At 50.9% G+C, this 22,173-nt stretch carries 20 protein-coding genes; 8 read left to right on the top strand and 12 right to left on the bottom strand.

Annotated features, from left to right (window positions below; translation table 11 throughout):
- Complete coding sequence (rraA, locus tag HER31_RS14370; protein ID WP_168661484.1) at positions 1-486, bottom strand: ribonuclease E activity regulator RraA; 486 nt, start codon at positions 484-486, stop codon at positions 1-3.
- A gap of 244 nt (positions 487-730) precedes the next feature.
- On the opposite strand from rraA, the gene HER31_RS14365 reads away from it, so the two are divergent.
- From HER31_RS14365 to HER31_RS14345, 5 genes are all read left to right on the top strand, one after another.
- Positions 731-976 (top strand): YgjV family protein, encoded by a 246-nt coding sequence (locus HER31_RS14365; protein WP_168663372.1) that lies wholly within the window; start codon positions 731-733, stop codon positions 974-976.
- A gap of 420 nt (positions 977-1,396) precedes the next feature.
- Positions 1,397-2,002 carry a phosphatase PAP2 family protein gene (locus HER31_RS14360; RefSeq protein WP_238786838.1) on the top strand — a complete coding sequence of 202 codons (606 nt, stop codon included), beginning with the start codon at positions 1,397-1,399 and terminating at the stop codon, positions 2,000-2,002.
- A 24-nt stretch (positions 2,003-2,026) separates the two neighbouring features.
- On the top strand, positions 2,027-3,085 hold the full coding sequence (locus HER31_RS14355; RefSeq protein ID WP_168661482.1) for an MJ1255/VC2487 family glycosyltransferase: 1,059 nt from the start codon (positions 2,027-2,029) through the stop codon (positions 3,083-3,085).
- 54 nt (positions 3,086-3,139) lie between these two features.
- Positions 3,140-4,597, top strand: a complete 1,458-nt coding sequence (locus HER31_RS14350; RefSeq protein WP_168661480.1) for a DUF2867 domain-containing protein — start codon at positions 3,140-3,142, stop codon at positions 4,595-4,597.
- Between the two features lie 77 nt (positions 4,598-4,674).
- Positions 4,675-5,373 (top strand): rhomboid family intramembrane serine protease, encoded by a 699-nt coding sequence (locus HER31_RS14345; protein WP_168661478.1) that lies wholly within the window; start codon positions 4,675-4,677, stop codon positions 5,371-5,373.
- Between the two features lie 363 nt (positions 5,374-5,736).
- Here the strand turns inward: HER31_RS14345 and HER31_RS14340 are convergent, their stop codons facing one another.
- From HER31_RS14340 to priA, 9 genes are all read right to left on the bottom strand, one after another.
- Positions 5,737-6,129, bottom strand: coding sequence for a gamma-butyrobetaine hydroxylase family protein (locus HER31_RS14340; RefSeq protein WP_168661476.1), 393 nt, complete (start codon positions 6,127-6,129; stop codon positions 5,737-5,739).
- A gap of 35 nt (positions 6,130-6,164) precedes the next feature.
- Entirely contained in the window at positions 6,165-7,493 is a 1,329-nt protein-coding gene (gene hslU / locus HER31_RS14335; RefSeq protein ID WP_168661474.1) for an HslU--HslV peptidase ATPase subunit, read from the bottom strand.
- Positions 7,493-8,035, bottom strand: coding sequence for an ATP-dependent protease subunit HslV (hslV, locus tag HER31_RS14330; protein WP_168661472.1), 543 nt, complete (start codon positions 8,033-8,035; stop codon positions 7,493-7,495). The genes hslU and hslV overlap by 1 nt, the downstream gene beginning before the upstream one ends.
- A gap of 105 nt (positions 8,036-8,140) precedes the next feature.
- Positions 8,141-10,165, bottom strand: a complete 2,025-nt coding sequence (locus tag HER31_RS14325) for a methyl-accepting chemotaxis protein (RefSeq protein WP_168661470.1) — start codon at positions 10,163-10,165, stop codon at positions 8,141-8,143.
- A gap of 149 nt (positions 10,166-10,314) precedes the next feature.
- Positions 10,315-10,539 carry a hypothetical protein gene (locus HER31_RS14320; protein WP_168661468.1) on the bottom strand — a complete coding sequence of 75 codons (225 nt, stop codon included), beginning with the start codon at positions 10,537-10,539 and terminating at the stop codon, positions 10,315-10,317.
- 80 nt (positions 10,540-10,619) lie between these two features.
- Complete coding sequence (locus HER31_RS14315; protein ID WP_168661465.1) at positions 10,620-11,216, bottom strand: tRNA-uridine aminocarboxypropyltransferase; 597 nt, start codon at positions 11,214-11,216, stop codon at positions 10,620-10,622.
- 62 nt (positions 11,217-11,278) lie between these two features.
- The gene (locus HER31_RS14310) at positions 11,279-11,845 is read right to left on the bottom strand and encodes an SPOR domain-containing protein (RefSeq protein ID WP_168661463.1); all 567 of its coding nucleotides are present in this window, start codon (positions 11,843-11,845) and stop codon (positions 11,279-11,281) included.
- A gap of 3 nt (positions 11,846-11,848) precedes the next feature.
- Positions 11,849-13,597, bottom strand: coding sequence for an arginine--tRNA ligase (gene argS, locus HER31_RS14305; RefSeq protein WP_168661461.1), 1,749 nt, complete (start codon positions 13,595-13,597; stop codon positions 11,849-11,851).
- 87 nt (positions 13,598-13,684) lie between these two features.
- On the bottom strand, positions 13,685-15,871 hold the full coding sequence (gene priA / locus HER31_RS14300; RefSeq protein WP_168661459.1) for a primosomal protein N': 2,187 nt from the start codon (positions 15,869-15,871) through the stop codon (positions 13,685-13,687).
- A 256-nt stretch (positions 15,872-16,127) separates the two neighbouring features.
- On the opposite strand from priA, the gene rpmE reads away from it, so the two are divergent.
- Positions 16,128-16,340: a 50S ribosomal protein L31 gene (gene rpmE / locus HER31_RS14295; protein ID WP_168661457.1), complete on the top strand. Its 213-nt coding sequence runs from the start codon at positions 16,128-16,130 to the stop codon at positions 16,338-16,340.
- Between the two features lie 416 nt (positions 16,341-16,756).
- On the opposite strand, the gene HER31_RS14290 is transcribed toward rpmE, so the two are convergent.
- Complete coding sequence (locus HER31_RS14290; protein WP_168661455.1) at positions 16,757-17,764, bottom strand: OmpA family protein; 1,008 nt, start codon at positions 17,762-17,764, stop codon at positions 16,757-16,759.
- A 333-nt stretch (positions 17,765-18,097) separates the two neighbouring features.
- On the opposite strand from HER31_RS14290, the gene HER31_RS14285 reads away from it, so the two are divergent.
- Complete coding sequence (locus tag HER31_RS14285; protein WP_168661453.1) at positions 18,098-19,345, top strand: malic enzyme-like NAD(P)-binding protein; 1,248 nt, start codon at positions 18,098-18,100, stop codon at positions 19,343-19,345.
- 324 nt (positions 19,346-19,669) lie between these two features.
- Here HER31_RS14285 and HER31_RS14280 read toward each other — a convergent pair whose 3' ends face one another.
- Positions 19,670-21,460: an aryl-sulfate sulfotransferase gene (locus tag HER31_RS14280; RefSeq protein WP_168661451.1), complete on the bottom strand. Its 1,791-nt coding sequence runs from the start codon at positions 21,458-21,460 to the stop codon at positions 19,670-19,672.
- A gap of 118 nt (positions 21,461-21,578) precedes the next feature.
- Between HER31_RS14280 and HER31_RS14275 the strand changes: the two genes are divergently transcribed.
- Positions 21,579-22,172: a YeeE/YedE family protein gene (locus HER31_RS14275; protein ID WP_238786837.1), complete on the top strand. Its 594-nt coding sequence runs from the start codon at positions 21,579-21,581 to the stop codon at positions 22,170-22,172.
- Position 22,173: the final 1 nt, after the last annotated feature.

Below are 22,173 nucleotides of genomic sequence, written 5' to 3'. Positions count from 1 at the left end.
CTACTCGGTTTCTAGCGGCTCCTGTGACAGCACTACGCCGGTACTGTCGGCATAGATATAATCTTCAGGCCAGAAGGTAACGCCGGCAAAGTTCACCGCGACATCGCTTTGACCTTCATTATTTTGACAAGCCCCAACGGGTATTGAAGCCAACGCCATAATGCCAAGATCTAACTCTTCGAGCTGATCTACATCGCGCACGGCACCAAAGATTATCACCCCTTCCCACTGCTGCTGTAATGCCAGCTCCGCTAGGGGCGAGTCGAACAGTGCCCGCCGCATCGAACCGCCACCATCGATAACCAACACCTTGCCGCGGCCATCTTGATCGAGTGACGCAGCGATGGCGCTGTTGTCCTCGAAACATTTGACTGTATGGATCTGACCACCAAAGGAAAGTAATCCACCGAAGTTACTAAACAGTGGTTCCAGTACATCGATTTGATCGCCATAGAGATCGCACAGAGCAGAAGTGTTGTAGTCCATTAGTCAGTCCAGTTGTGGGTACTTTCTCGAAAATAGCGAACCTACATGGCAATGCAATGTTGAACAGCAAATTCGTGACATTAATTGTTCACTATAGCGAACTCTTTGTTTACACTTGGCTGCAAGTCACAAAATGAACAAGCAACAATGGAGTCACAAGTGAAACCATTGTTAGTATGCACCCCTAACTTTCGGGCACGAATAGATTGATTGATATGCTATTCGCGCCCAGCACTAATGAGGCATTCCGGTGGAATTTAATTTAATTGAGTTTGTTGGTTACGCAGCGTCATTGTTTGTCGCAATCTCGTTGATGATGAAAAATATCGTCAAGCTGCGCTGGATCAACATGACCGGTTGTATCTTGTTTGTTATCTACGGTGCCAGCATCGGTGCGTGGCCAGTAGCGTTAATGAATGGCTTCTGTGTCGGCATTAATGTGTTCTACCTAATTAAAATGGGTCGAGAGCAAAGCCAACAACCGGCTTAACTCCCCAATAAAGACAAACCCCAACAGTGCCGCGCGTTGTTGGGGTTTCTTTTGGCTGTGTCGTAGTTAGCTGTTGAAGTTTATCTTAAGCCTTCGGCTGTACCGATTGCAGTACTCTTAAGGGGTTATGTCGCGGTGGCGACGGCACATTCTTGTATGCATTCGGGCGAGCTTCGCCCATTAGGAATTCCCCTTGCATTAGGTCACAGTCCAATACATTTCGTTGAACTGCTCCAATGCGGCAGAAACTCAACGGCGGTAGTACTTTCCCCAGGTATCAAAACTCGCCTAGCCGGTGCTTTAACAGCATTGGCAACAACACTTAATTGGTACACAGCCTTTCTTTTTGTCTAGGCCACCATCCATCCGCTTATCGCTATTGTGAAACTATCAGTTCAAGAGGCGCCGTTACGCTGACCGGTGTCACTGTTATTTCTTGCCTTTGTAACCGAGCTGTCATTGCCTCTCGTCACTGTTAAGCCAGTTAACTCTGGTGAGCATAAGCTGATGTGGCATTTCCTCGACAGTCATGACCGTGCATTGATGATGCGCTTGCAAACTCTTCCTAACCCCCACTACTGGCAACGGAGCGCGCGACTATTTTCGTTGAGTGGCGATGGTGCTGGCTATCTTGTATTTGCCTTGTTAATGGCGAGTTTCGACGGCGTTTCTGGGCGGCAGTTTTTGTGGTCTGGCTTAGCCAGTTTTGCCATTGAGCTACCGCTCTATTGGCTGTTGAAGAACGGCCTCAAGCGTAATCGCCCTTGCCATGCGGTATTAGGCATTGCAGCCATAGTTCAGCCTCACGATAAGTTCAGTTTGCCGTCGGGCCATAGTGCAGCAGCGTTTGTGTTTGCGACGTTGTTGACGTGGTATTGGCCACCATTGGCACCGATTGTCTATCTGTGGGCAGGGCTGGTGGGGTGTTCACGAGTGATTCTTGGGGTTCATTATCTTGGTGACGTCGTTGCTGGCGCGGCATTGGGGTATTGGGCTGCAAAGTTAGGTATTTATTGGCTCAATTGATGCCAGCCAGGATTAAGGATAACGATGCGGATCCTCTACGGTGTACAGGGCACAGGTAATGGCCATTTAACTCGAGCCAGAGTGCTGGCAAAGGCGTTTAAAAGAGCTGGAGTACAGGTTGATTACCTGTTTTCAGGGCGTGCGTCGGATCAGTTCTTTGATATGGATGACTTTGGTGCCTACCAGTGGCGGCAAGGACTCACTTTTTGCACTGCTAATGGCAAGGTGCAGGTCGGAAAAACCGCGAGACATAACAACCTGTGGCGCTGTTGGCGAGATATCAAACAACTGGATCTGCAGCCGTACGATTTAGTTGTTAATGACTTTGAACCCATTAGTGCTTGGGCAGCTAAACAGCAGCGGGTTGCGTGCATTGGAGTTAGTCACCAAAAAGCGTTTCTGCAGCCGGTGCCAGTGGCTGGCGATGGTTTTATCAACCAAGTGGTGATGAAGTACTTCGCCCCATCAACCACCAGCCTTGGTTGCCATTGGCACCATTTCGACTGCAACCTACTACCGCCGATTATTGAGCCTATTACTGCTACCGCAGAGCAACACAACCGCGTGCTGGTGTATTTGCCGTTTGAGAGTGCGGATGAGATTGCTCAGCAGCTAGCAGGTATGCCACATCAACACTTCTCAGTATTTCATGGTCAACCGCCAGTGGCGATTCCACCCAATGTGAGTTGGCACAGCTTTAGCCGTGATGCCTTTCAACATGAGTTAGCTGGTTGCAGTGGCGTCATTTGCTCTGCTGGTTTTGGTTTGGTTTCAGAAGCACTGGTGCTGGGGAAGAAGCTATTATTAAAGCCATTACATGGCCAATTTGAACAACTATCCAATGCGTTAGCATTGGAGTTGCTTGGGGCCGCTAGCGTAATGAAGCAGCTCGATAAAGCCGACATTGAGCGTTGGCTACCACAGCCCCAAGGCGTGCCGGTTGGTTACCCTCCAATGGGTGATGCCATTGTCGAGTGGTTGCTGGCGGGACGCTGGGATGATGTTAGCTCACTGTGCCAACGGTCATGGCAACGAAGCCAACTGCCGGAAGCATGGTTGCACAAATGGGTCACCGCATACTGATCGCTATTGAATCGGTATGGTGATCGACCGTACCGGCTTAACCGTAGGGATTAGATGGAAAAAAATAAGCGTAACATCTTAGTTTTAGGTGCCAGCGGCTTCGTCGGTAACCACTTGGTAAGCCATTTACTCCGTGCTGGGCATCAGGTGCGATTAGCCAGTCGTGATTTAGCTCGACTGGCCAGGCCGCAATGGCAGCAGTGCCAGCACGTGCAAGCGGATGTATTGGATGTCGAAGCGTTGCAATTGGCACTGGAACAAATTGATGTAGTTTACTTTTTAGTGCATGCAATGACTGAAGGGGCGAATTACCACCTGCGTGAACAACAGGGGGCTTTCAATCTCGCTCAGGCCGCCGCTGCCGCCGGGGTAAAACGCATTATCTACCTCGGCGCGGTTTGCCCGCCCGGTGCCCAGTCTGCCCATCTCACTAGCCGCATCGATACTGGCAATATTCTTCGCCAAGGCTCTGTTGCTGTAGTGGAGTTGCGCTCACCGGTGGTTATCGGGCCGGGCTCGGCGGCGTTTGAGGTAATGCGAGATCTCGTTGCGAATCTGCCGGTGATGATCACGCCACGTTGGGTGCGTTCGAAGATGGCGCCGATTGCACTGGATGACTTGTTATTTTATCTGCTATCGGTATTGGACGCTGATGATTGCGAACAGAAAATCTATGATATTGCTGGGCCGCAAATACTCACCTATGAACAGCAGATGCATCGATTGGCGAGTATCCTTAATCGACGTATTCACATCATCCCAGTTCCGTTACTTAGCCCAGACCTGTCTTCGCATTGGCTACGCTTTATTACCTCAGTGCCTGAAGGCATTGCCAAGGCGCTGATTGGTGGCTTGAAGCACGATTTGGTTAGTGACGCCAGTGCTATCCAAGCCCGTTTCCCCCGCCAACTGTTGAACTTTGACGCTGCAGTAAAGCAAACCTTGGCGCAGGAGCAAACGCAACTTGTGGCGCAAGATCCGAGTATGGCGGCACTGCTGAAGCGGCGTTGGCAAAGTAGCTACAGCTTCTATCCCAAACAGGAGCAAGCTACGGTTTATATCGATGCATCGCCACAACGGGTGTGGCGGGAAATTTGTCAGATCGGTGGCCGCCATCGTTACTTCGCGATGGACCCGCTGTGGCGTATTCGCGAATTTATTGATGCGCTAATCGGTGGTGATGGGATGCGCTATTATCGGCGCGATCCCCACCACCTCCAGATCGGCGATAGAATCGATTCATGGCGGGTGGCTGAATGCCTTGAAGCGCAACAGTTGACCCTCCACTTCGGCATGAAAGCCCCCGGCATGGGTGGTTTAACCTTTGCCTTAGAGCCTGAAGGGCATGGTTGCACCCTGTTGGTTAAGTGTTGGTGGTATCCCTCTGGCGCGCCCGGTTTGTTGTATTGGTGGGCGATGTTGCCAGCTCATGCAGTGATCTTTCAACGCATGGGCGACAACATACGTCGCCTGAGCAGCCAACCAACCTTCAATCCAAGTATCGTTAAGTGATTGTAAAACCGTATAACGACCCAAGGTAATAGTTAACGGCCAACCCCGGTCTACTGTTTAGGCAACCGAGGAGATGAATGAAGCGGATATCCGATGCACTCGCACCATTAAAACAAAGCATTAAGCTCAGCCTTGGCTTTGCTGGGTTACTGTGGGCCATTTGGTTGTTTGAGGTGTTGTCGGGATATTCCCTGCACCAATACGGTATTTATCCCCGTGAATGGTTTGGCGTCTGGGGGATCCTAGCTGCCCCGTTTATTCATGGTTCAGCAGCGCATTTAGCGGCCAATAGTACTGGCATAGTGATCCTCGGCGCGGCGTTACTGTATGGCTACCCTAAGTCACGTTGGAAGGTGTTGCTGACGATCTATCTTATCGCTGGTTGCGGGGTGTGGTTGGTTGGCCGCAGCAGTTATCACTTTGGTGCCAGTGGTATTACTTATGGTCTGTTTTTTTACCTACTGGTAGTTAGTTTGATTCGGTTGGACCTGCGTTCAATTGGGTTGATGATGTTGGCCTTCTTTATGTTTGGCAGTATGGTTTACGGCATTCTGCCACGGGATCCCTCCATCTCATTTGAATCCCATCTATTTGGCGCTGCTGGCGGGGTACTTGCGGCCTTATGGTTTGGCCGTGATGATCCGGTGCCCCGCCGTAAGCGCTATCAGTGGGAGCAGGAGGATGACGATCCCACCGAAGGGTTGTGGCAACAGGAGCCAGAACAACTGGAGTCGAGAGAACAATACCGACAATCGCAACGAGAACATCTGCGGTAATGCTGTTTGATTGTTTGTTGTATATAAAAAGGCCGTGTACCAACTAAGTGTTGCTCTTACCAATGCAGTTAAAGCACCGGCTAGACGAGTTTTGATATAAAGGGAAAGGACTACCGCCGTTGATCTTGAGCTGTCCAGCGAAGCGTTTGGGACGGCGACCTAAGGCAAGGGGGATTCCAAAGGGTGCGAACCTCCCTGCTAATGCATACAAGAATGTGCTGTCGCCACCGCGACATAATCCCTTGAGAGTACTGCAATCGGTAGAGCTGAAGGCTTGATATAAACCTCAACACTTAACTGTGACACCGCCATAAAAAAGCCACACTCGATTGAGTGTGGCTGGTTGGCAACAACAGTTAGCCGTTAGTCCTTACTGGCATCGTGAAACTGCACATTAAGTGGAATTAGCGGCTCACGACTGGCCTTAGCGGCTTTAATGCGAGCGAGATAATCTTCCCAGTGGGTCGCTTGGTTGCGGCCTAATTCGTGCAGAACATCCCAACTGAAGATACCGCTGTCATGGCCATCATCGAAGTGAAGCTTTACCGCGTAGTTGCCCACTGGGGTGATCTTATCGATGTTGACCATGCGCTTGTTGGTCATTAGCTTGGGATTGCCGTGACCATGTACCTCAGCCGATGGAGAGTAGACCCGCAGTAACTCGCAGGCGATGTTGAAGTGGTTGTTATTGGAAAAAGTCACTTCCAATACGCGGGACTGACGCTTCAACTTTAACGCGGTAACTTTCGGGCCCATAGGTACTCCTAGCTCGTGACGTAATGGCGGTTCAATTACAGAATGAAGCGCGCCAAATCTTCGTTTTCAACCAGTACATCTAGGTGGTCGTTAACGTAGTCTGCATCGATAACAATTGATTGGCCGGACTTATCAGAGGCCTCAAAGGAGATCTCTTCCATTAGCCGTTCCATTACGGTGTGCAAACGACGGGCGCCGATGTTCTCAGTGCGCTCGTTTACCTGCCAAGCTGCTTCTGCAATACGTTCGATACCATCTTGCTTGAACTCAATAGTAACGCCTTCGGTACCCATCAGTGCGATCTGTTGCTCGGTCAGGCTGGCGTTAGGTTCAGTGAGGATCCGCACGAAGTCGTGTGCAGATAGTGCGTCTAGTTCAACTCGGATCGGCAAACGCCCCTGCAGTTCAGGGATAAGATCTGATGGTTTAGCCAGCTGGAATGCGCCAGAGGCAATAAATAGGATGTGGTCAGTTTTAACCATGCCGTGCTTGGTGTTGACGGTGCAACCTTCAACTAATGGTAACAAGTCACGCTGTACTCCTTCGCGGGATACATCTGGGCCGGAGGCCTCACCACGTTTACAGATTTTGTCAATTTCGTCTAAGAAGACGATGCCGTTCTGCTCAACTGATTCGATCGCTTTCTCTTTCAGCTCTTCTGGGTTTACCAGCTTAGCGGCTTCCTCTTCGATCAGTGCTTTAAAGGCATCTTTCACCTTCATTTTGCGACGATCCTTTTGTTGGCCACCCATGTTCTGGAACATGCTTTGCAACTGGTTGGTCATCTCCTCCATGCCCGGTGGGGTCATGATCTCAACACCCATTTGCGCTTGAGCAACTTCGATCTCAATCTCTTTGTCGTCTAGCTTGCCTTCGCGCAGTTTCTTGCGGAATACCTGGCGGGTGGAGTCACCACTGCTTTTCTCGTCGTTACCCCACTGATCCTTAGGCTTAGGCAGCAATGCATCAAGGATACGCTCTTCTGCCGCTTCCTCAGCGCGGAACTTGTTACGTTCTACTTCGCGGTCGCGAGTCATCTTGATAGCAGAATCGGTTAGATCGCGGATGATCTGCTCAACCTCTTTACCAACGTAACCGACTTCGGTGAACTTGGTGGCTTCAACCTTGATGAAGGGCGCCTGAGCTAGCTTAGCCAAGCGGCGCGCAATCTCGGTTTTACCAACACCGGTTGGACCGATCATCAGGATGTTCTTTGGAGTCACCTCTTGGCGCAGCTCTGGGTTTAGCTGCATCCGGCGCCAGCGGTTACGCAGGGCGATAGCAACAGCTTTCTTAGCACCAGACTGACCAATGATGTGGCTGTCCAGCTCGGATACAATTTCGCGTGGAGTCATAGCAGACATCAGTTGGTCTCCTTGGCTTTGGTGGCCAGTTCTTCAATGGTGTGGGAATGGTTGGTGAATACACAGATATCGCCGGCGATGGTCAGGGCTTCAGCACAGATAGTGCGAGCGTCCATATCAGTGTTCTTCAGTAGTGCCATGGCTGCGGCTTGGGCGTAGTTTCCGCCAGAGCCGATGGCAACCAGATCGTGCTCTGGTTCAACCACGTCGCCGTTACCGGAGATCACCAAGCTGGTTTCTGCGTCGGCAACGATCAACATCGCTTCTAATTTTTGCAGCGAGCGTTCGGTACGCCACGCTTTTGCCAACTCCACGGCAGCACGCAATAGGTGACCTTGGTGGGCATTTAATTTGGACTCAAGCAGTTCAAATAAGGTGAACGCATCAGCAGTGGCACCGGCGAAGCCAGCAATGACTTTGCCACCAGACAGTAGGCGTACTTTGCGGGCATTGCCCTTCATCACGGTGTTACCAAGTGATACTTGGCCATCTCCGGCAACAACTACTTTGTCGCCGCGGCGAACAGACACAATGGTGGTCATCTCGAACCCTTCATCTAAACAGCGGCCCGACGGGCGCTTTATCTCATTGAGATAGATGTGGGGTTAACTTGGCAGGGTTCAACCCCAAAATGGCAATTTGGCTGGTCACACCACGAAATTTCGCAATTTTTGTCGTTGTTCGGTGGCGATTGCAGCGACCTGATTTGATTGTACTGACAATTCATCCAGCTGCTGCTGACGTTGACTTGATTGCTCAGCTAAGTGAGTGATGTTCTGGTTTATCTGGTGACAATGCTCAGTTTGGATCTGGGTTGCTGTAGCGATGGTTTCGGTCCGGTTTTTCACCTCGTCGATGGAGTTGTGGATCTGCTGGTTAGCATCGGCAAGGTGTTGGCGTAATTGGGTGGTTTTGTCCATCTCCTGACGGCAGACGGTGGTGCTATTTCTTGCTTTGCTGGCGGCCTGATGCAAGCCTGCCAACATGGTTTCGATGGAATCGGTCTGCAGCCCAGTTTGTTTAGCCAGCTCCCGTACTTCAGCGGCTACAACGGCAAAACCGCGGCCTTGTGTGCCTGCTCGAGCGGCTTCAATGGCGGCATTGAGTGCCAATAGGTTAGTGCGCTGAGCAATGCTGGTAATCACCTCGGCTACTGCGCCAATCTCCATCACCTGTTGCTCTAACTGATCCATACAAAGTTGGTTTTCATTGAGATGGTGGGACAGGCTTTCAAAGTGAGTACTGGTATGGCTTAGTGCGCTTTGACCCTGCTCAATCAGGTCGGCATTGAGCTGGTTCTGTGCCACCGTAGCAGCACAGTCGTCGATGATGCTTTGCATGCTGCAATTTAGCTGTTGTACCGCAATGGCAATCTGAGTGGTCTTAGTGGACTGGTTATTGAGTTGTTGTCGTTGTAGCTCGGTAATTTGCGAACTAACGGTTGCCGCTTGGTCGAGTTCGCGCCCGCCTTGGCGTAACGACGCCATCAAGTTGCGGTTGCTAGTGCTCGCTTGATTGAGCCATGTGGCTAAACGAGCAAATTCAGCCGGTAGATTGGTATCGATTTGCTGCGAGAAGTCACCATGTGCTATCGCTTTTATGCCGCAGGTTAAGGTGGTTAAGCTACGTTTTAGGGTAGCCAGTAAATTAACTAACATGGCCACAAGCAATAGGATACAAAGCCCCGCCAGTAGCAGTAATTGCTGCATACTGCTATCGATCTTGGCGGCGGTGTGTTGTTCAGTTTGCTTAATCTGTTGTTCCGCCAATTGCACTACGGTGGCGATGTCGGTAGAGATCTGATCCAGTAGTGGGGTCATGGTATCCCGTTGGCTGGCGATGGTGGTATCAAGCTCAACCCGCTGCAGTTGTTGTTGAAAACTGCCATCGCCCTTGATAGCAGTAGACAACGTCTCAAGCGGCATCAACAACGATGGAAATTGTGCCAGCTCAGGGTTTGCTCGGAGTAGTGCCTGATATTGAAACTCCATTCGTGAGACCAGCAGCGTCAGTTGCTTGATTTGCTGTTGTGCTTGGTCGACGTTGTTGGTACTCATTAGGAACATCTGTGCCGTCATTACGCTGGCGGCATCGGCAATAAAGCTGTTGTAGGCCATATCAGCATCGACGATGTCGGCAAACAACAGCGGTACTAGTCGAGTCATTTCATCCCGCGCCGCGCCAATGGAGTACAGTAGGTAACCTAAGCTGTCGTTGATGCTGGCGCTGAGTTTGAGTTTGGTTTCGACTAACCGCAGCAATAATTGCATCTGTTCACTGGCGTGCTGGGTTTGAGTAAGCAGCGGTTCCACCGCAGCGGCTAGTTGTGGCTCAGATTGACTCAGGCTTTGTAGCTGTTGCAACGACTGCTTGGCGATACTTTCAGTCAGCAAGAAGGCGTTTAAGCGTTGGCTAAATTGCTTGCTATTGTGGCTATTAATGGCGTGGCGTAAGCGCTGATCAAGCTGAAGTATGCTGCGTTCACTGTTGCTAGCACCGGTTGCTAAAGGCAGTACCTGCTGACCCAGTTGCCGATTTTGGTGCTCAAGTTGGAATAAGGCATAGAACGCCGAACAGAGCAGAGCAGAGAGGATAATGACCTGCAAAATGGTGCTGTAAACAACCCGTTGGATAACGGTGAAACGGCGGATAAAGTTAATATTAGCAAGCATTACAAACCATGTATCGACAGAAATATTAGTAGTCGGTATACGTTGGCTATGTGACAGTTAGATTACCTTATGCAGAGGCGACTGTGGTTTGGCATATTCAATGTAAATTATTGATAAAAAATAGTTAAAATAAGATTTTTGCGCCGCTATTAAGTATCAGTACGACGGTTTTCGTTTTCAACATAGGGCTTGAAGTGCAGTGCCTGTTGCTCGGTGTTATCAAAACGATTGTCGCAGCTGCACTCTAGGCACAGTTGCCATAGAGCCGACTTACTTTGCTGGTCTAAGGCAGATAGTTGCGCCACGCACAGGTGCCCATCGCGAATAAGTTGCTGTAAAAGGTTTTGGTCTAAGGCGATGTTAATGGCAGGCATGGTCCAACTCCACAAATGCAAATGATAATGGTTATCATTCTATCGTGGGTTTATTAAGGACGCCAGTATTGATTAATAATTTATCGGTAACGAGCTCGAACGTCGGCGGGCATGTATGCCAGTTGGGCCTGCTTAATGGCGTCAAAACTTCGGTACAGCGGAGCTGTGTCACATTGTTCTATCTGCTCCAATGCGTAGGCAACCGCCTCTAAGGTTGACAGGCTATCGTCCCGATTGGCCTTACGAATTTGGTAATCCCCCTGCGGGGCGTTACTAAAACTAACGGTCGGCAGCTGTTGTAACCATGGATTGAGCTGCAGCATCTTATGGGTTTTGCGCCAGGTGCCGTCTAGCACCACCAGTTGACCAATCGCGGTCGCTTCAGTCAATTGCTCGATTGCAGTGGCGTTGTCGTCTGGGTAGAGCAGCATTGCTGGCTGTGGCCCCAACGCTAATTGCTGTTGCAGCTCGCTAAAGTCACTGGGTTGTTCACCTACCCATAAATTCCCCTGTTCAAGCCCTAAACACAGTACGACGGCGGTGCCTTTAGCATTGCCCTGTTCGCTCGGGTGCATCAACACATGCACCGGCGTGCGATGGGAGACTGCGCTGATCTGATTGCACAAACATACCTTTGTCGGGCGCTGGCAGTTGCGGCATTGTTGTCTTTTGGTCATTGGCTTATTGATAGCAGTGATACAGAGTAACAAGGCGCCCTCAGGCGCCTTGTTATATTGGTTTAGTCAGTCCACTTCCACATCTGACAGCCGTTGATGCCGGCGCGTTGGATATCGTGTCGCATCGCTTCACCGGTGCGCTTGCTGTCGATTGGGCCTAACACCACTCGGAACCACACCCCATTTTTGCCGGTAGTACGCCGAACCTGAGATTCGTGTCCTGCCGATAGAGCGATGGTCGCCTTCATCCGATCCGCCTGATCTTGAGTTCGGAATGAGCCACATTGCATCTGGTACGGGCCAGCGCTTTTCTGTTGTTCAACGTCGATCTCAACGGTTTTCTCTGGCAATGCTTTTTCGTATTCCCAGCGATTTTTTTCAGGGGCTTCTGGCAGTGGTTTTTGTGGCTTTGGCTTGGCTTTTTTAGGCTCGGCCTCAACCACATCTTCCGCTGCAGTTTGTTCGCTGGCACCTTGAATGCTCAATAAACCGTAACCAAACAGCGATACTAACAGCGCTGCGGTTAAGGCAATAACCCAAGGGAATGGCTTCTTCGCCGGTTGTTTACCCCGACGAGGTTTAGCGCCTCTACGCCCGGTACTGCGATTGCCGGCGTAATCTTTTGCCATCGGTTACATCCGCTCTAGAGTGTTGATACCCAACAGGTTAAGACCAACTTTCAGGGTGTTAGCCGTCGCTAAACACAGACGTAGACGGCTGGCTTTTGCTTCGGCACTGACGCCATCTTTATTGATAGGGCAGGCTTCGTAGAAGCTCATGAAGGCACCGGCCAATTCAAATAGGTAGGTACACATAAGGTGCGGCATACCTTTGTTGGCAACGCCGTGCACCGCGTCGTTTAACTGAGCCAGTTTCTGCGCCAGCGCTTCCTCTTTGTCGTGTTCGAGTACGATGTTGCCATCGAGTTCAGCAGCGGTAACGCCGGCTTTGCGGAAAATCGATTGGATACGGCTGTAGGCGTACAGCATGTAAGGTGCGGTGTTGCCTTCGAAGGTCAACATGTTGTCCCAGTCGAAGACGTAGTCGGTGGTACGGTTCTTGGATAGATCCGAGTATTTAACCGAGGCCATCGCAACGGTGGTCGCGATGTTATCAAGCTCTGCACCTTGCAGATCTGGGTTCTTATCGCCAATCAGCTTAATGGCACGCTGGTGTGCCTCTTCCAGCAGATCAGCCAACTTCACGGTGCCGCCAGAGCGGGTCTTGAATGGCTTACCATCTTTACCTAGCATCATGCCGAAGGCACAGTGCTCAGTGGTGGTGTTGTCGTCGATGTAACCGGCTTTACGTGCAATCAACCATGCTTGCTGCAGGTGCTGAGCTTGACGCGAGTCGATGAAGTAAAGGATACGTTCGGCATTGAAGGTGTCTTTACGGTATTTGGCCGCAGCAATGTCAGTGGTGGTGTAGAGGAAACCGCCGTCGCGTTTACGGATAATAACGCCCATCGGGTTGCCATCTTTGCCTTTGTATTCGTCGAGGAATACTACGGTAGCGCCGTCGTCTTCTACAGCCAGACCTTGCTCGGTCAGATCTGCAACCACCTCAGGAAGCAATGGGTTGTATAGTGACTCGCCCATTACGTTTTCTTCGGTTAACGATACGTTCAAACGGTCGTAAATCGCTTGGTTTTGCGCCATGGTGATGTCGACCAGCTTCTTCCACATGGTGCGGCAGAACTCGTCGCCACCTTGCAGCTTCACTACGTAGCCACGAGCACGCAGGGCAAACTCTTCATCTTCGTCGTAGCACTTCTTAGCTTCACGGTAGAAAGCCTCTAAGTCGGACAGATCCATATCAGCAGCGCTGTCGTTTTCCATCTTTTCGAGGTAAGCGATTAACATGCCGAACTGAGTGCCCCAGTCACCGATGTGGTTGGCACGAACGACCTTATGGCCAAGGAACTCAAGGGTACGAGTTACGGAATCACCAATCACGGTAGAACGGATGTGGTGAACTGCCATCTCTTTGGCTACGTTAGGCGCGGAATAATCGGTAACGATGGTTTGTGGCGCGGTAACCGGTTTAATGTTGGCTCGTTCGCTATCGGCAACCGCTTCGATCTGCTTGCCTAACCAGCTGCTATCGAGGAAGAAGTTGATGAAACCAGGGCCTGCGATCTCAGCCTTAGCCACCAGCTCGGAGGCTGGTAGGTTGTCGATTAGCAGTTGCGCTAATTCACGTGGGTTCTTTTTTGCAGGCTTAGCCAGCATCATCGCCAAGTTGGTGGCTAGATCACCGTGACTCTTGTCGCGAGTACGATCAACCTGAACTCGAGGGGCCAGTTCAGCGGGGATCACATCCTGTGCTTTTAACTGACTTACTGTTTGTTCTAGTAACTGTTGAATATGCTCTTTCATCGCGACACCAAAAATAGGGGGATAGTGTATTGACCGTAACAGGTCGATTATCGAACCTTGTATTTTAACCTTCCGAGCCAACAAAAACTACAGCAGATCTTGTGGATCTCGTTCTAAATTCCAGCGACATTTTCGGCCGCTTTCAAGTTGTTGCAGCTGTTGTAGCCAAGGTTCGAGCGTTGTTTGCAATATCGGGCGTGTTGGCGCCAATATCAGCGCTTGGAAACGATACTTACCGGCTTTGCGCTCCAGCGGCGATGGCATTGGCCCAATCATCTGTACTTCGTTGTCCGGCAGCAGCGACTTGGCCTGCAAGATAAAGCCCTTAGCTTGTTCAGCATAGGTTGATTCCGCCCGTAATAGAGCCAATTGCCAAAATGGTGGCAACTGCGCTTGGCTGCGCTCGGTAAGGGCGTCGTCAGCAAAACCGGCGTAACCGGACGCCATCAGTTGGTGTAAAAGCGGATGCTCTGGTTGGTGGGTCTGGAGCATCACCTCGCCAGGTTTGCTGGCGCGTCCAGCACGGCCAGACACCTGTACATAAAGCTGGGCAAGGCGCTCAGCAGCGCGAAAATCGGCACTGAACAGGGCGGAGTCGACATCGAGTAAGCCGACAAAGGTGACATCGGGGAAGTGGTGGCCTTTGGCCAGCATCTGTGTGCCTACCAATATCTTCACCTCACCCTTGCGGATCTGCTCTAGTTTGGCGTCGAGGCTGCCTTTACGGCTGGTGCTGTCGCGATCGATGCGCACGGCGGGGTAGTCTGGGAACAGTCGAGTCAGCGCTTGCTCTAGCTGCTCGGTGCCAACTCCACGAGTGAAAAGCTGAGTTGAACCGCAGTCTGGGCATTGGCGCGGTATGCCGCGCATGCTGCCACAGTGGTGGCATTGCACCATGTTGGCCCCTTGATGAACCGTATAGAAGGCGTCGCAGTTGTTGCATTCGTGCAGGTGGCCACATTCGTGGCATAGCAACGCTGGGGCAAAGCCGCGACGGTTGAGGAACAGCATCACCTGATTGCCCGCCTTAAGATGGGTCTTCATGCGTTCGATCATCGCTGGCGACATGCCAGCATCGAGGTAACAGGTGCGGATATCCTGCAGCAGCTGTTTCACTGGTCGGCCGGCACCGGCACGTTTATTGAGTTTCAGGTGGCGATAGCGCCCCCGCTTAACGTTAGCGAGGGTCTCCAGCGCTGGGGTGGCACTGCCAAGGATGATCGGGATCGATTGCAGTTGGGCACGCATTACCGCTAAGTCACGGCCATGGTAGCGAAAGCCCTCTTGTTGCTTAAAGCTGGAGTCGTGCTCCTCATCGATGATGATCATGCCCAGTTTCGGCATATCGGTAAACAGCGCCGAGCGGGTGCCCAGCACAATGGCGGCACCACCGGCGCGGGCGTGCTGCCAGCTGGCGAGGCGTTGATTGTCGTTGACGCCGCTGTGGAGCACTTCCATCGGTAACGGGAAGCGTTGACGGAAGCGGCTAATGGTTTGCGGGGTTAGGCCAATCTCTGGCACCAGCACTAAGATGCTTTGTCCTTGGCGCAGCAGCTTATCCATAATGGTCAGATAGACCTCGGTTTTACCTGAACCGGTTACTCCATCAAGCAAGAAGCAGTTGAAGCCTTCGCTGTTGTTGATGGCACTGACCGCCACCGCTTGCTCTTTATTGAGAGTAGGGATGTGATCGTCACTTTGCCATTGGGTTGGCCAGTCGGTTCCAAGCTGAGGTTGCTTATCGATGGCGCTGATAAGCTCCTTTTCGGTTAATGCTTTGAGTGCTGGCCGGCTTAGCTCCAACAGATTGACGTCGCTGTCAGCCAGCAGCGGTGTCCGCTGCAATTGGGCGACCACCCGGGCTTGCTGGGCGGCCCTTTTCAAGCTGTTGGGGTCGGTTTGTTTGCCTTGGTCAGTCAGTTGCCAATACTTCTGTGGTGTCGGTGCGGCTGACTCGCCTTTGCGTAGCTTTACCGGCAGCAGTTGCGGCAATACCATTCCGAGTGGGGTGAAGTAGTAACGGGCAGCCGTATTGGCCAGCTTCCAAAGCGGTTTGCTTAACAGCGATTGCTCATCAAGTACGCTGATAAGTGGCTTTAGCTTGTTTGCTGGTACATCGCACTCTTCGCTTAGCTTAACCACTACGCCAACTTGCTTTCCTTGGCCAAACGGCACCAGCACCCGCGCGCCAATCGGCGGCAGCGGCGCATTTTCAATAGGAAGGTAGCTAAACAACCGCGGTAACGGCACGGGAAGGGCAACTTGAATAAACACTGGCGCTCACAACTTAGGGATCTACGCTATACCCTATCAAAGCAGAGCCAATTCCACAGTGGTAATACCGAGTTAACTTAGTGATAGCTAACGGCTTAGCCAGGCATTTTCGGCACTTGGTGCAGAAAATGCGCAATGATCATTGCCCTTATGGGGGCTTTACTATAAACTCTCGCGCCCTGAACCTATCTGTAAACTACGTGTGGTGTCCGGCTTAGAATCGGATAGCGACACGGCCTTAATTGAGGTTTTTCCCATGAAAGACGGTATCCACCCAAATTACGCTGAAATCACTGCTAACTGCTCTTGCGGTAACGTGATCAAAACCCGCTCAACCGTAGGTAAGGACCTACACTTGGACGTATGTTCTGAGTGTCACCCTTTCTACACCGGTAAGCAGAAAGTTGCTGACACTGGCGGTCGCGTAGAAAAGTTCAAGAACCGTTTTGGTGCTCTGAAGTCCAAGTAATTGGCTGCAGAACCGAACGGAAAAAAGGCGCCCATTGGGCGCCTTTTTTGTTGCTGTGTCGTAGTTCGCTGTTGAAGTTTATCTTAAGCCTTCGGCTTTACCGATTTCGGTGCTTTTAGGAGGCTATGTCGCGGTGGCGACGGCACATACTTGTATGCATTAGGGGGGAGCTTCGCCCCCTTTGGAATCCCCTCCTTGCCTTAGGTCGCCGTCCAAAACGCTTCGCTGAACTGCTCCAATGCGGCAGAAGATCAACGACGGCAGCGCTTTACCCTTGTATCAACACTCGCCTAGCCGGTGCTTTAACAGCATTGGCAACAACAACACTTAATTGGTACACATCCCAAAAAAGCCAGTTACCCATTGGGGAACTGGCTTAAGCTGTTAACCAAATCTAGCGGGTAGGGTTGGTTTATTTACATACCAAAAAGGTTAACTGTAACTTTGCGCTCGCTGCGGCTCTCTTGTGCGCTAGCAGTGCTCTCGCCTTTCGATTGCACTACAACGCGGTCAGCGCTGATATCAACAAGCTGCAATAGCTGCTGTTGAACCGCTTGGGCACGACGCATGCCTAAAGCGCGGTTATAGTCTGGATCGCCCATTTTGTCGGTATGGCCAATTAACTCAGCGCGTACTTTAGGGTTGGCTTCCATGTACCGAGCGATATCGGTCAGCTTATTCAGTTCAGCGCCAGTAACTTCAGAGGAGTTAAAGTCAAAGTAAAGGGCAGTCGATGGGGCAACTTCAACGGCTTTTGGCTTTGGTGGTGGCGGTACAACTAGCGGTGCTGGGGCTGGTTCAGGTTTGGCGACCGGCTGCGGGGCTGGGGTCGCTGCAGCTTTGGCTTTAGCGCCAAAGTGATAGCTTAACTGAATGCCCCAGTAATTAACGCTATGGCGGTTAAACAGCTTGGTATCTGTCTTCATCTCGCGGAAGTGGCGGTAGCGAATCCCCACCTCTAGATTCTTATCGATTAGATAGTTTAGACCCACGCCCACATAGGGTTGTACCCCACTATCATCAGCATCGATGGTGGTAGTTTCGATCTCAGCATCGTAGTAAAAACCGCCTAATTCGGCGTTTACTGCGAACTGCTCATTAACCGGCAGGGTACCAATCAATCCTAAGCGAACACCATTGGCATTGCTTTGGCGACGGTTGATATCGTCATTCCAATCGGATTCACCTAAATCAACGTAACCCAGCTCTAGGCCAAAATTTTGGTTGAAGCGGTAACCACCAAATAGGTCAAAGGCGAAGTCGGTATCGTCACAATCGGTTGAGCCAACACCGGTATCAGGGCAAACCCCTTGCCAGTTCGCGTGGCCTAAGCCGACACCAGCGTACCAAGGGTTAATGTCGTTAGTGGCCATCGCTGGCACAGCTAACAGTAATAGAGCAGAAGCAACTGCGTGTTTCATCATTGTACGTCTCCTTGTACAAAATGGATAAATCACTACTTTTTCAGCGAGTGTGGTAACAGTAGCGGTCAAACATCGCGCATGATCGAACGATTACAACGTTTTTGCAACAGTTAACAGGACGCAACTCCCATAAGAATAGATGTAAGTTATTTAAAGTGGATCGAATGGTCTTACCATTTTCCAACTAAGGCTGTGATTTCAATGCAAAAATATGATTGCCATAAGTAAATTGCATAGGTTGCGTTACTGTGGTTGCAATCCCTTCTTAACGGAGTATGTTTCGATGTTATTACTGACCCGATATTAATAAAAAGATAACAAAGAGATCTCCCGATGACCGATCTGCGCCAGCAAGCCCTCGATTACCACTCTGAGCCGGTTCCCGGAAAAATCAGCATTACCTTAACCAAGCCAGCTGAAACGCAGCACGATCTAGCGTTGGCATACAGCCCAGGGGTGGCTGAGCCAGTCCGTGAGATCGCCGCTGATCCAGAAGAGGCTTACCGCTACACCAACAAGGGTAACTTGGTGGCGGTGATCACCAATGGCAGCGCTATCTTAGGCTTAGGTAACCTTGGTCCGTTGGCATCTAAACCGGTAATGGAAGGCAAGGCCCTATTGTTTAAGCGTTTCGCAAACATTGACTCGATTGATATTGAGGTAACTCATCGTACGGCCGATGAGTTTATCGATACGGTAGCCAACATTGCAGATACCTTTGGCGGCATCAATCTTGAAGACATCAAGGCCCCAGAGTGTTTTGAAATCGAGCGCCGCTTAAAAGAACGCTGTAAGGTCCCGGTATTCCACGACGATCAACATGGCACCGCCATTGTTACTGCTGCGGGCATGCTTAACGCATTGGAAATTCAAGGTAAACAGCTCGATGAAAGCACCATTGTTTGTTTGGGCGCAGGGGCGGCGGCTATCGCCTGTATGGAGCTGCTGATTAAGTGCGGCGCCATGCGCGAGAAAATCTACATGCTCGATCGTCAGGGGGTTATTCATACCCGTAGAGAAGACCTGAACCAATACAAAAAGCTGTTTGCCAACAATACCGATAAACGGACGCTGCAGGATGTCATTGTTGACGCGGACGTATTTGTGGGGGTATCTGGCCCTGATCTATTGAGTGCCGATGACGTGAAGCTGATGGCCGATAAGCCGGTGATCTTCGCTTGCTCAAACCCAGATCCCGAGATCCACCCAGAGCTAGCAAAAGCGGCTCGAGCTGATGTGATTATGGGGACCGGGCGCTCAGACTTTCCTAATCAGATTAACAACGTGCTCTGTTTCCCATTCATCTTCCGCGGTGCCTTAGATGTGCGTGCTAATGCCATCAACGATGAGATGAAAGTCGCTGCAGTCCATGCCTTACGCAGCTTGGCGAAAGAGCCGGTTACCCAGAGTGTATTGGACAGTTACGGTCTTGAGTCTTTAGCGTTTGGCGCTGATTACGTACTGCCAAAGCCAACCGATGCGCGGCTACTACCACGTATTGCCGCAGCGGTAGCGCAAGCGGCCATCGATTCCGGTGCGACTTCATTGACTGAGCTGCCAAGTGGCTATTCGCAGGATTAACAGCGTGTTTGCTTAAACGGTCAGCGCGGGATGACAGATATAAAAACGGCTGCATTAATTGCAGCCGTTTTTTATGGTTGTGTACCAACTAAGTATTGTTGTTGCCAATGCTGTTAAAGCACCGACTTGGCGAGTGTTGATACAAGGGGGGGATTCCAAAGGGGGGGCGAAGCTCCCCCCCCTAATGCATACCAGAATGTGCCGTCGCCACCGCGACATCGTCCGCTAACAGCACCGAAATCGGTAGAGCCGAAGGCTTGATATAAACCTCAACACTTAACTACGACCCAGCCTTTTTTATGATGTATCGAAAGCGAAGCTAGCCTACTTCAGCATATCTGCCGGACGGATAACCTGAGCGCGGTATCCGGTAGCAAACAGCTGGTGGCTGTCGATGTCGATACGAACCGCAGGCTCTTGTTCACCGTAACGGTGTTCAACCAAGATAGACTTCACTTTGCCGGTAGTGTCATCCATTTTGGTGTTGCCATAACCACCACCGACACCAAATAAGCCTGCCGACGCGAAGTAGCTCATCATTGAGTCTTTATCTTGCTGATACTTAACGATAGAGGTTACTGGCGAATAGCCGGCGTATTTCAATTCATCTTTACCGTAAGCCCACAACTGTTTCACAGTCATGTTGGTTTCGTCGATGTCGTACTCCACTGCACGGGAGTATTTCTCTTTGGCAAAGAAGGGTTGGCGCAAGTTACGGCCATCGCCGTTATCAAATACGGTCCAGGTGCCTTTCTCGTCGACCTTGTAGGCGGTGTGTGAGGTCCAGCTAAACTCGAAATCGCTGTCCTTACACTCTCCGCGAATAGTGCAGCTTAGTGCTTTGCCATCGGCACCAATCGGTTGCAGCAGTTTGTCTTGGTATTGTTCACTCCAGCCCTTGGCTGCGGATAGGATCCATTTAACTTCTTTGTCCCGACCAATCTTAATTACAGCAGACTGGTGGCGTGAAGATATGATGATTGAGTCATCGGTAGGATCGTAATCGATGGAGTTGATGTGGGCCCAGTTACGGCCAACGTCGATACCGTGGATATCCCCAAGTGGTGCACTAGCAACCTCTTCGGCGGTGGTTTGGTGGCCAGCTTTGTTGATGTTGATGTTTAGGCAAACGGCGCCAGCATCGAGTGAAATCAACGCCGCATCGCGCATTGGGTCAAGGATTTCATTGAGATCCCAAAAGTCGACCAGCTGACCATTCATGTCTACTTCGATGATCTGATCGCGGACGGTATTAACCAGCTTACCATCTGCGCGGCGGTAGTTTTTGCGGGCGGCGCGAATCAGCATATTACCGTTTTCAACCTGAATGCCTTCGTGGGAGGCATCGATAAAGTCGCCGGGCAAGCTGTGTTCGCTGACCATGCGACCCATCAAGGTCATCTGCTTCCAACCTTGCCCCTGCACCCACACCATGTTGCCTTTGTCGGTGAGGTTCATGCCCATGGCGTAGCCAGCGTTTTCGTAGCTTTTGGAATCATGGGTAGTGTATGGATTCATGTACCAACGGATATCGCCGGCGGTATCGACAATCATAAAGCCCGGAACACCATCCCAGTTAAATGTGCCTGGGCCTTCAATGTTGTTGTGGTTAAGTTGCGCCACCTTGCCGTCGGCTTTGGTCCAGTTGATGAAGTACAGGCGATCCTTGAAGTCGGGATCAACCGTTATTGGCTTGATTAGTGGGGTATGGGCCCACTGATCATTGGTGTAGCCCAAATCTACCGCTGGAGCGAGCATTTGGTAGTCGTGGCTGCGCTGTTCGCCAGCTTCGGTCCAAGTGACGGTGAAGGTATTCATGTGATTAGGGTAGAGGCCAAAGATGGGTACCCCACCTTCATCCATTATTCGAATATCGCCCACCGGGTAGCTGATTGGCACGCCACCCTCTTTCGCGTGAACGGTAACCGAGACATCGGAAATGCTGTGGCCGTTCAACGTTACCAGTGCGGTTAATGGTGCATTTTCGTAAGGGTTGTGGATCAGGTAACCCAGCGGTTGATCTGGTCCAACAATAGGTTTCATCCCTTCCAATGACGCCGATGCCGTCATCGATGCAGCTACGAGAGATAGCGCTAACAAGCCTTTTTTAATCATCAACAATACCAATGCAAGTTAATTTGGAGTCATCACTGAATAGGTAATTCAGAGCATATGGCCGCAGTGTGGCAAATCGTGGTTATAAAAAAGGTGAGTCAGCTATGAGTTTGGGCGATTGATTGTCACAACAAGCGGTTTATCTGAACGTAAACATGGAGTTGGTAAAGGTTGCGGAAAATACCGAGCTGTTTTTCATTGCAACAATCAATCAATCCCAATAGCATTAGATAAATCTAAATTAATGCTTGCTAACTTTGTTGGCACGACAATAACTGACCTTGGAGGAAATATGGTTGTGTCGATAAATGCGGTGACTGGTGGATTATTATTAGGGATTTCAGCCGTCTTATTGCTGTTGTTCACTGGTAAAATTGCAGGGGTCAGCGGCATTGTAGGGGGCCTATTCAATAAACCTACTGTCGATGTCATTTGGCGGATATTGTTCCTTTGTGGGCTTATTTTTGGTGGTTGGCTGGGGGCTAGCTATTTTGGCGGAAGTATTGCGACAGAATATGCCAATAGTCCTTGGCAACTTGGACTAGCAGGGCTTTTCGTAGGCATCGGCAGTACCATTGGCAACGGTTGCACCAGTGGCCATGGGATCTGTGGTATTGGTCGATTTTCAGGACGATCTATCATGGCAACGTTAACCTTTATGTCCGTTGCCATCGTTACCGTATTTGTTCTGCGCCATGTGGTGGGAGTGTAGG

The organism is Ferrimonas lipolytica (assembly GCF_012295575.1).
Lineage (GTDB): Bacteria > Pseudomonadota > Gammaproteobacteria > Enterobacterales > Shewanellaceae > Ferrimonas > Ferrimonas lipolytica.
This window is presented reverse-complemented; position numbering and strand designations above follow the sequence as displayed.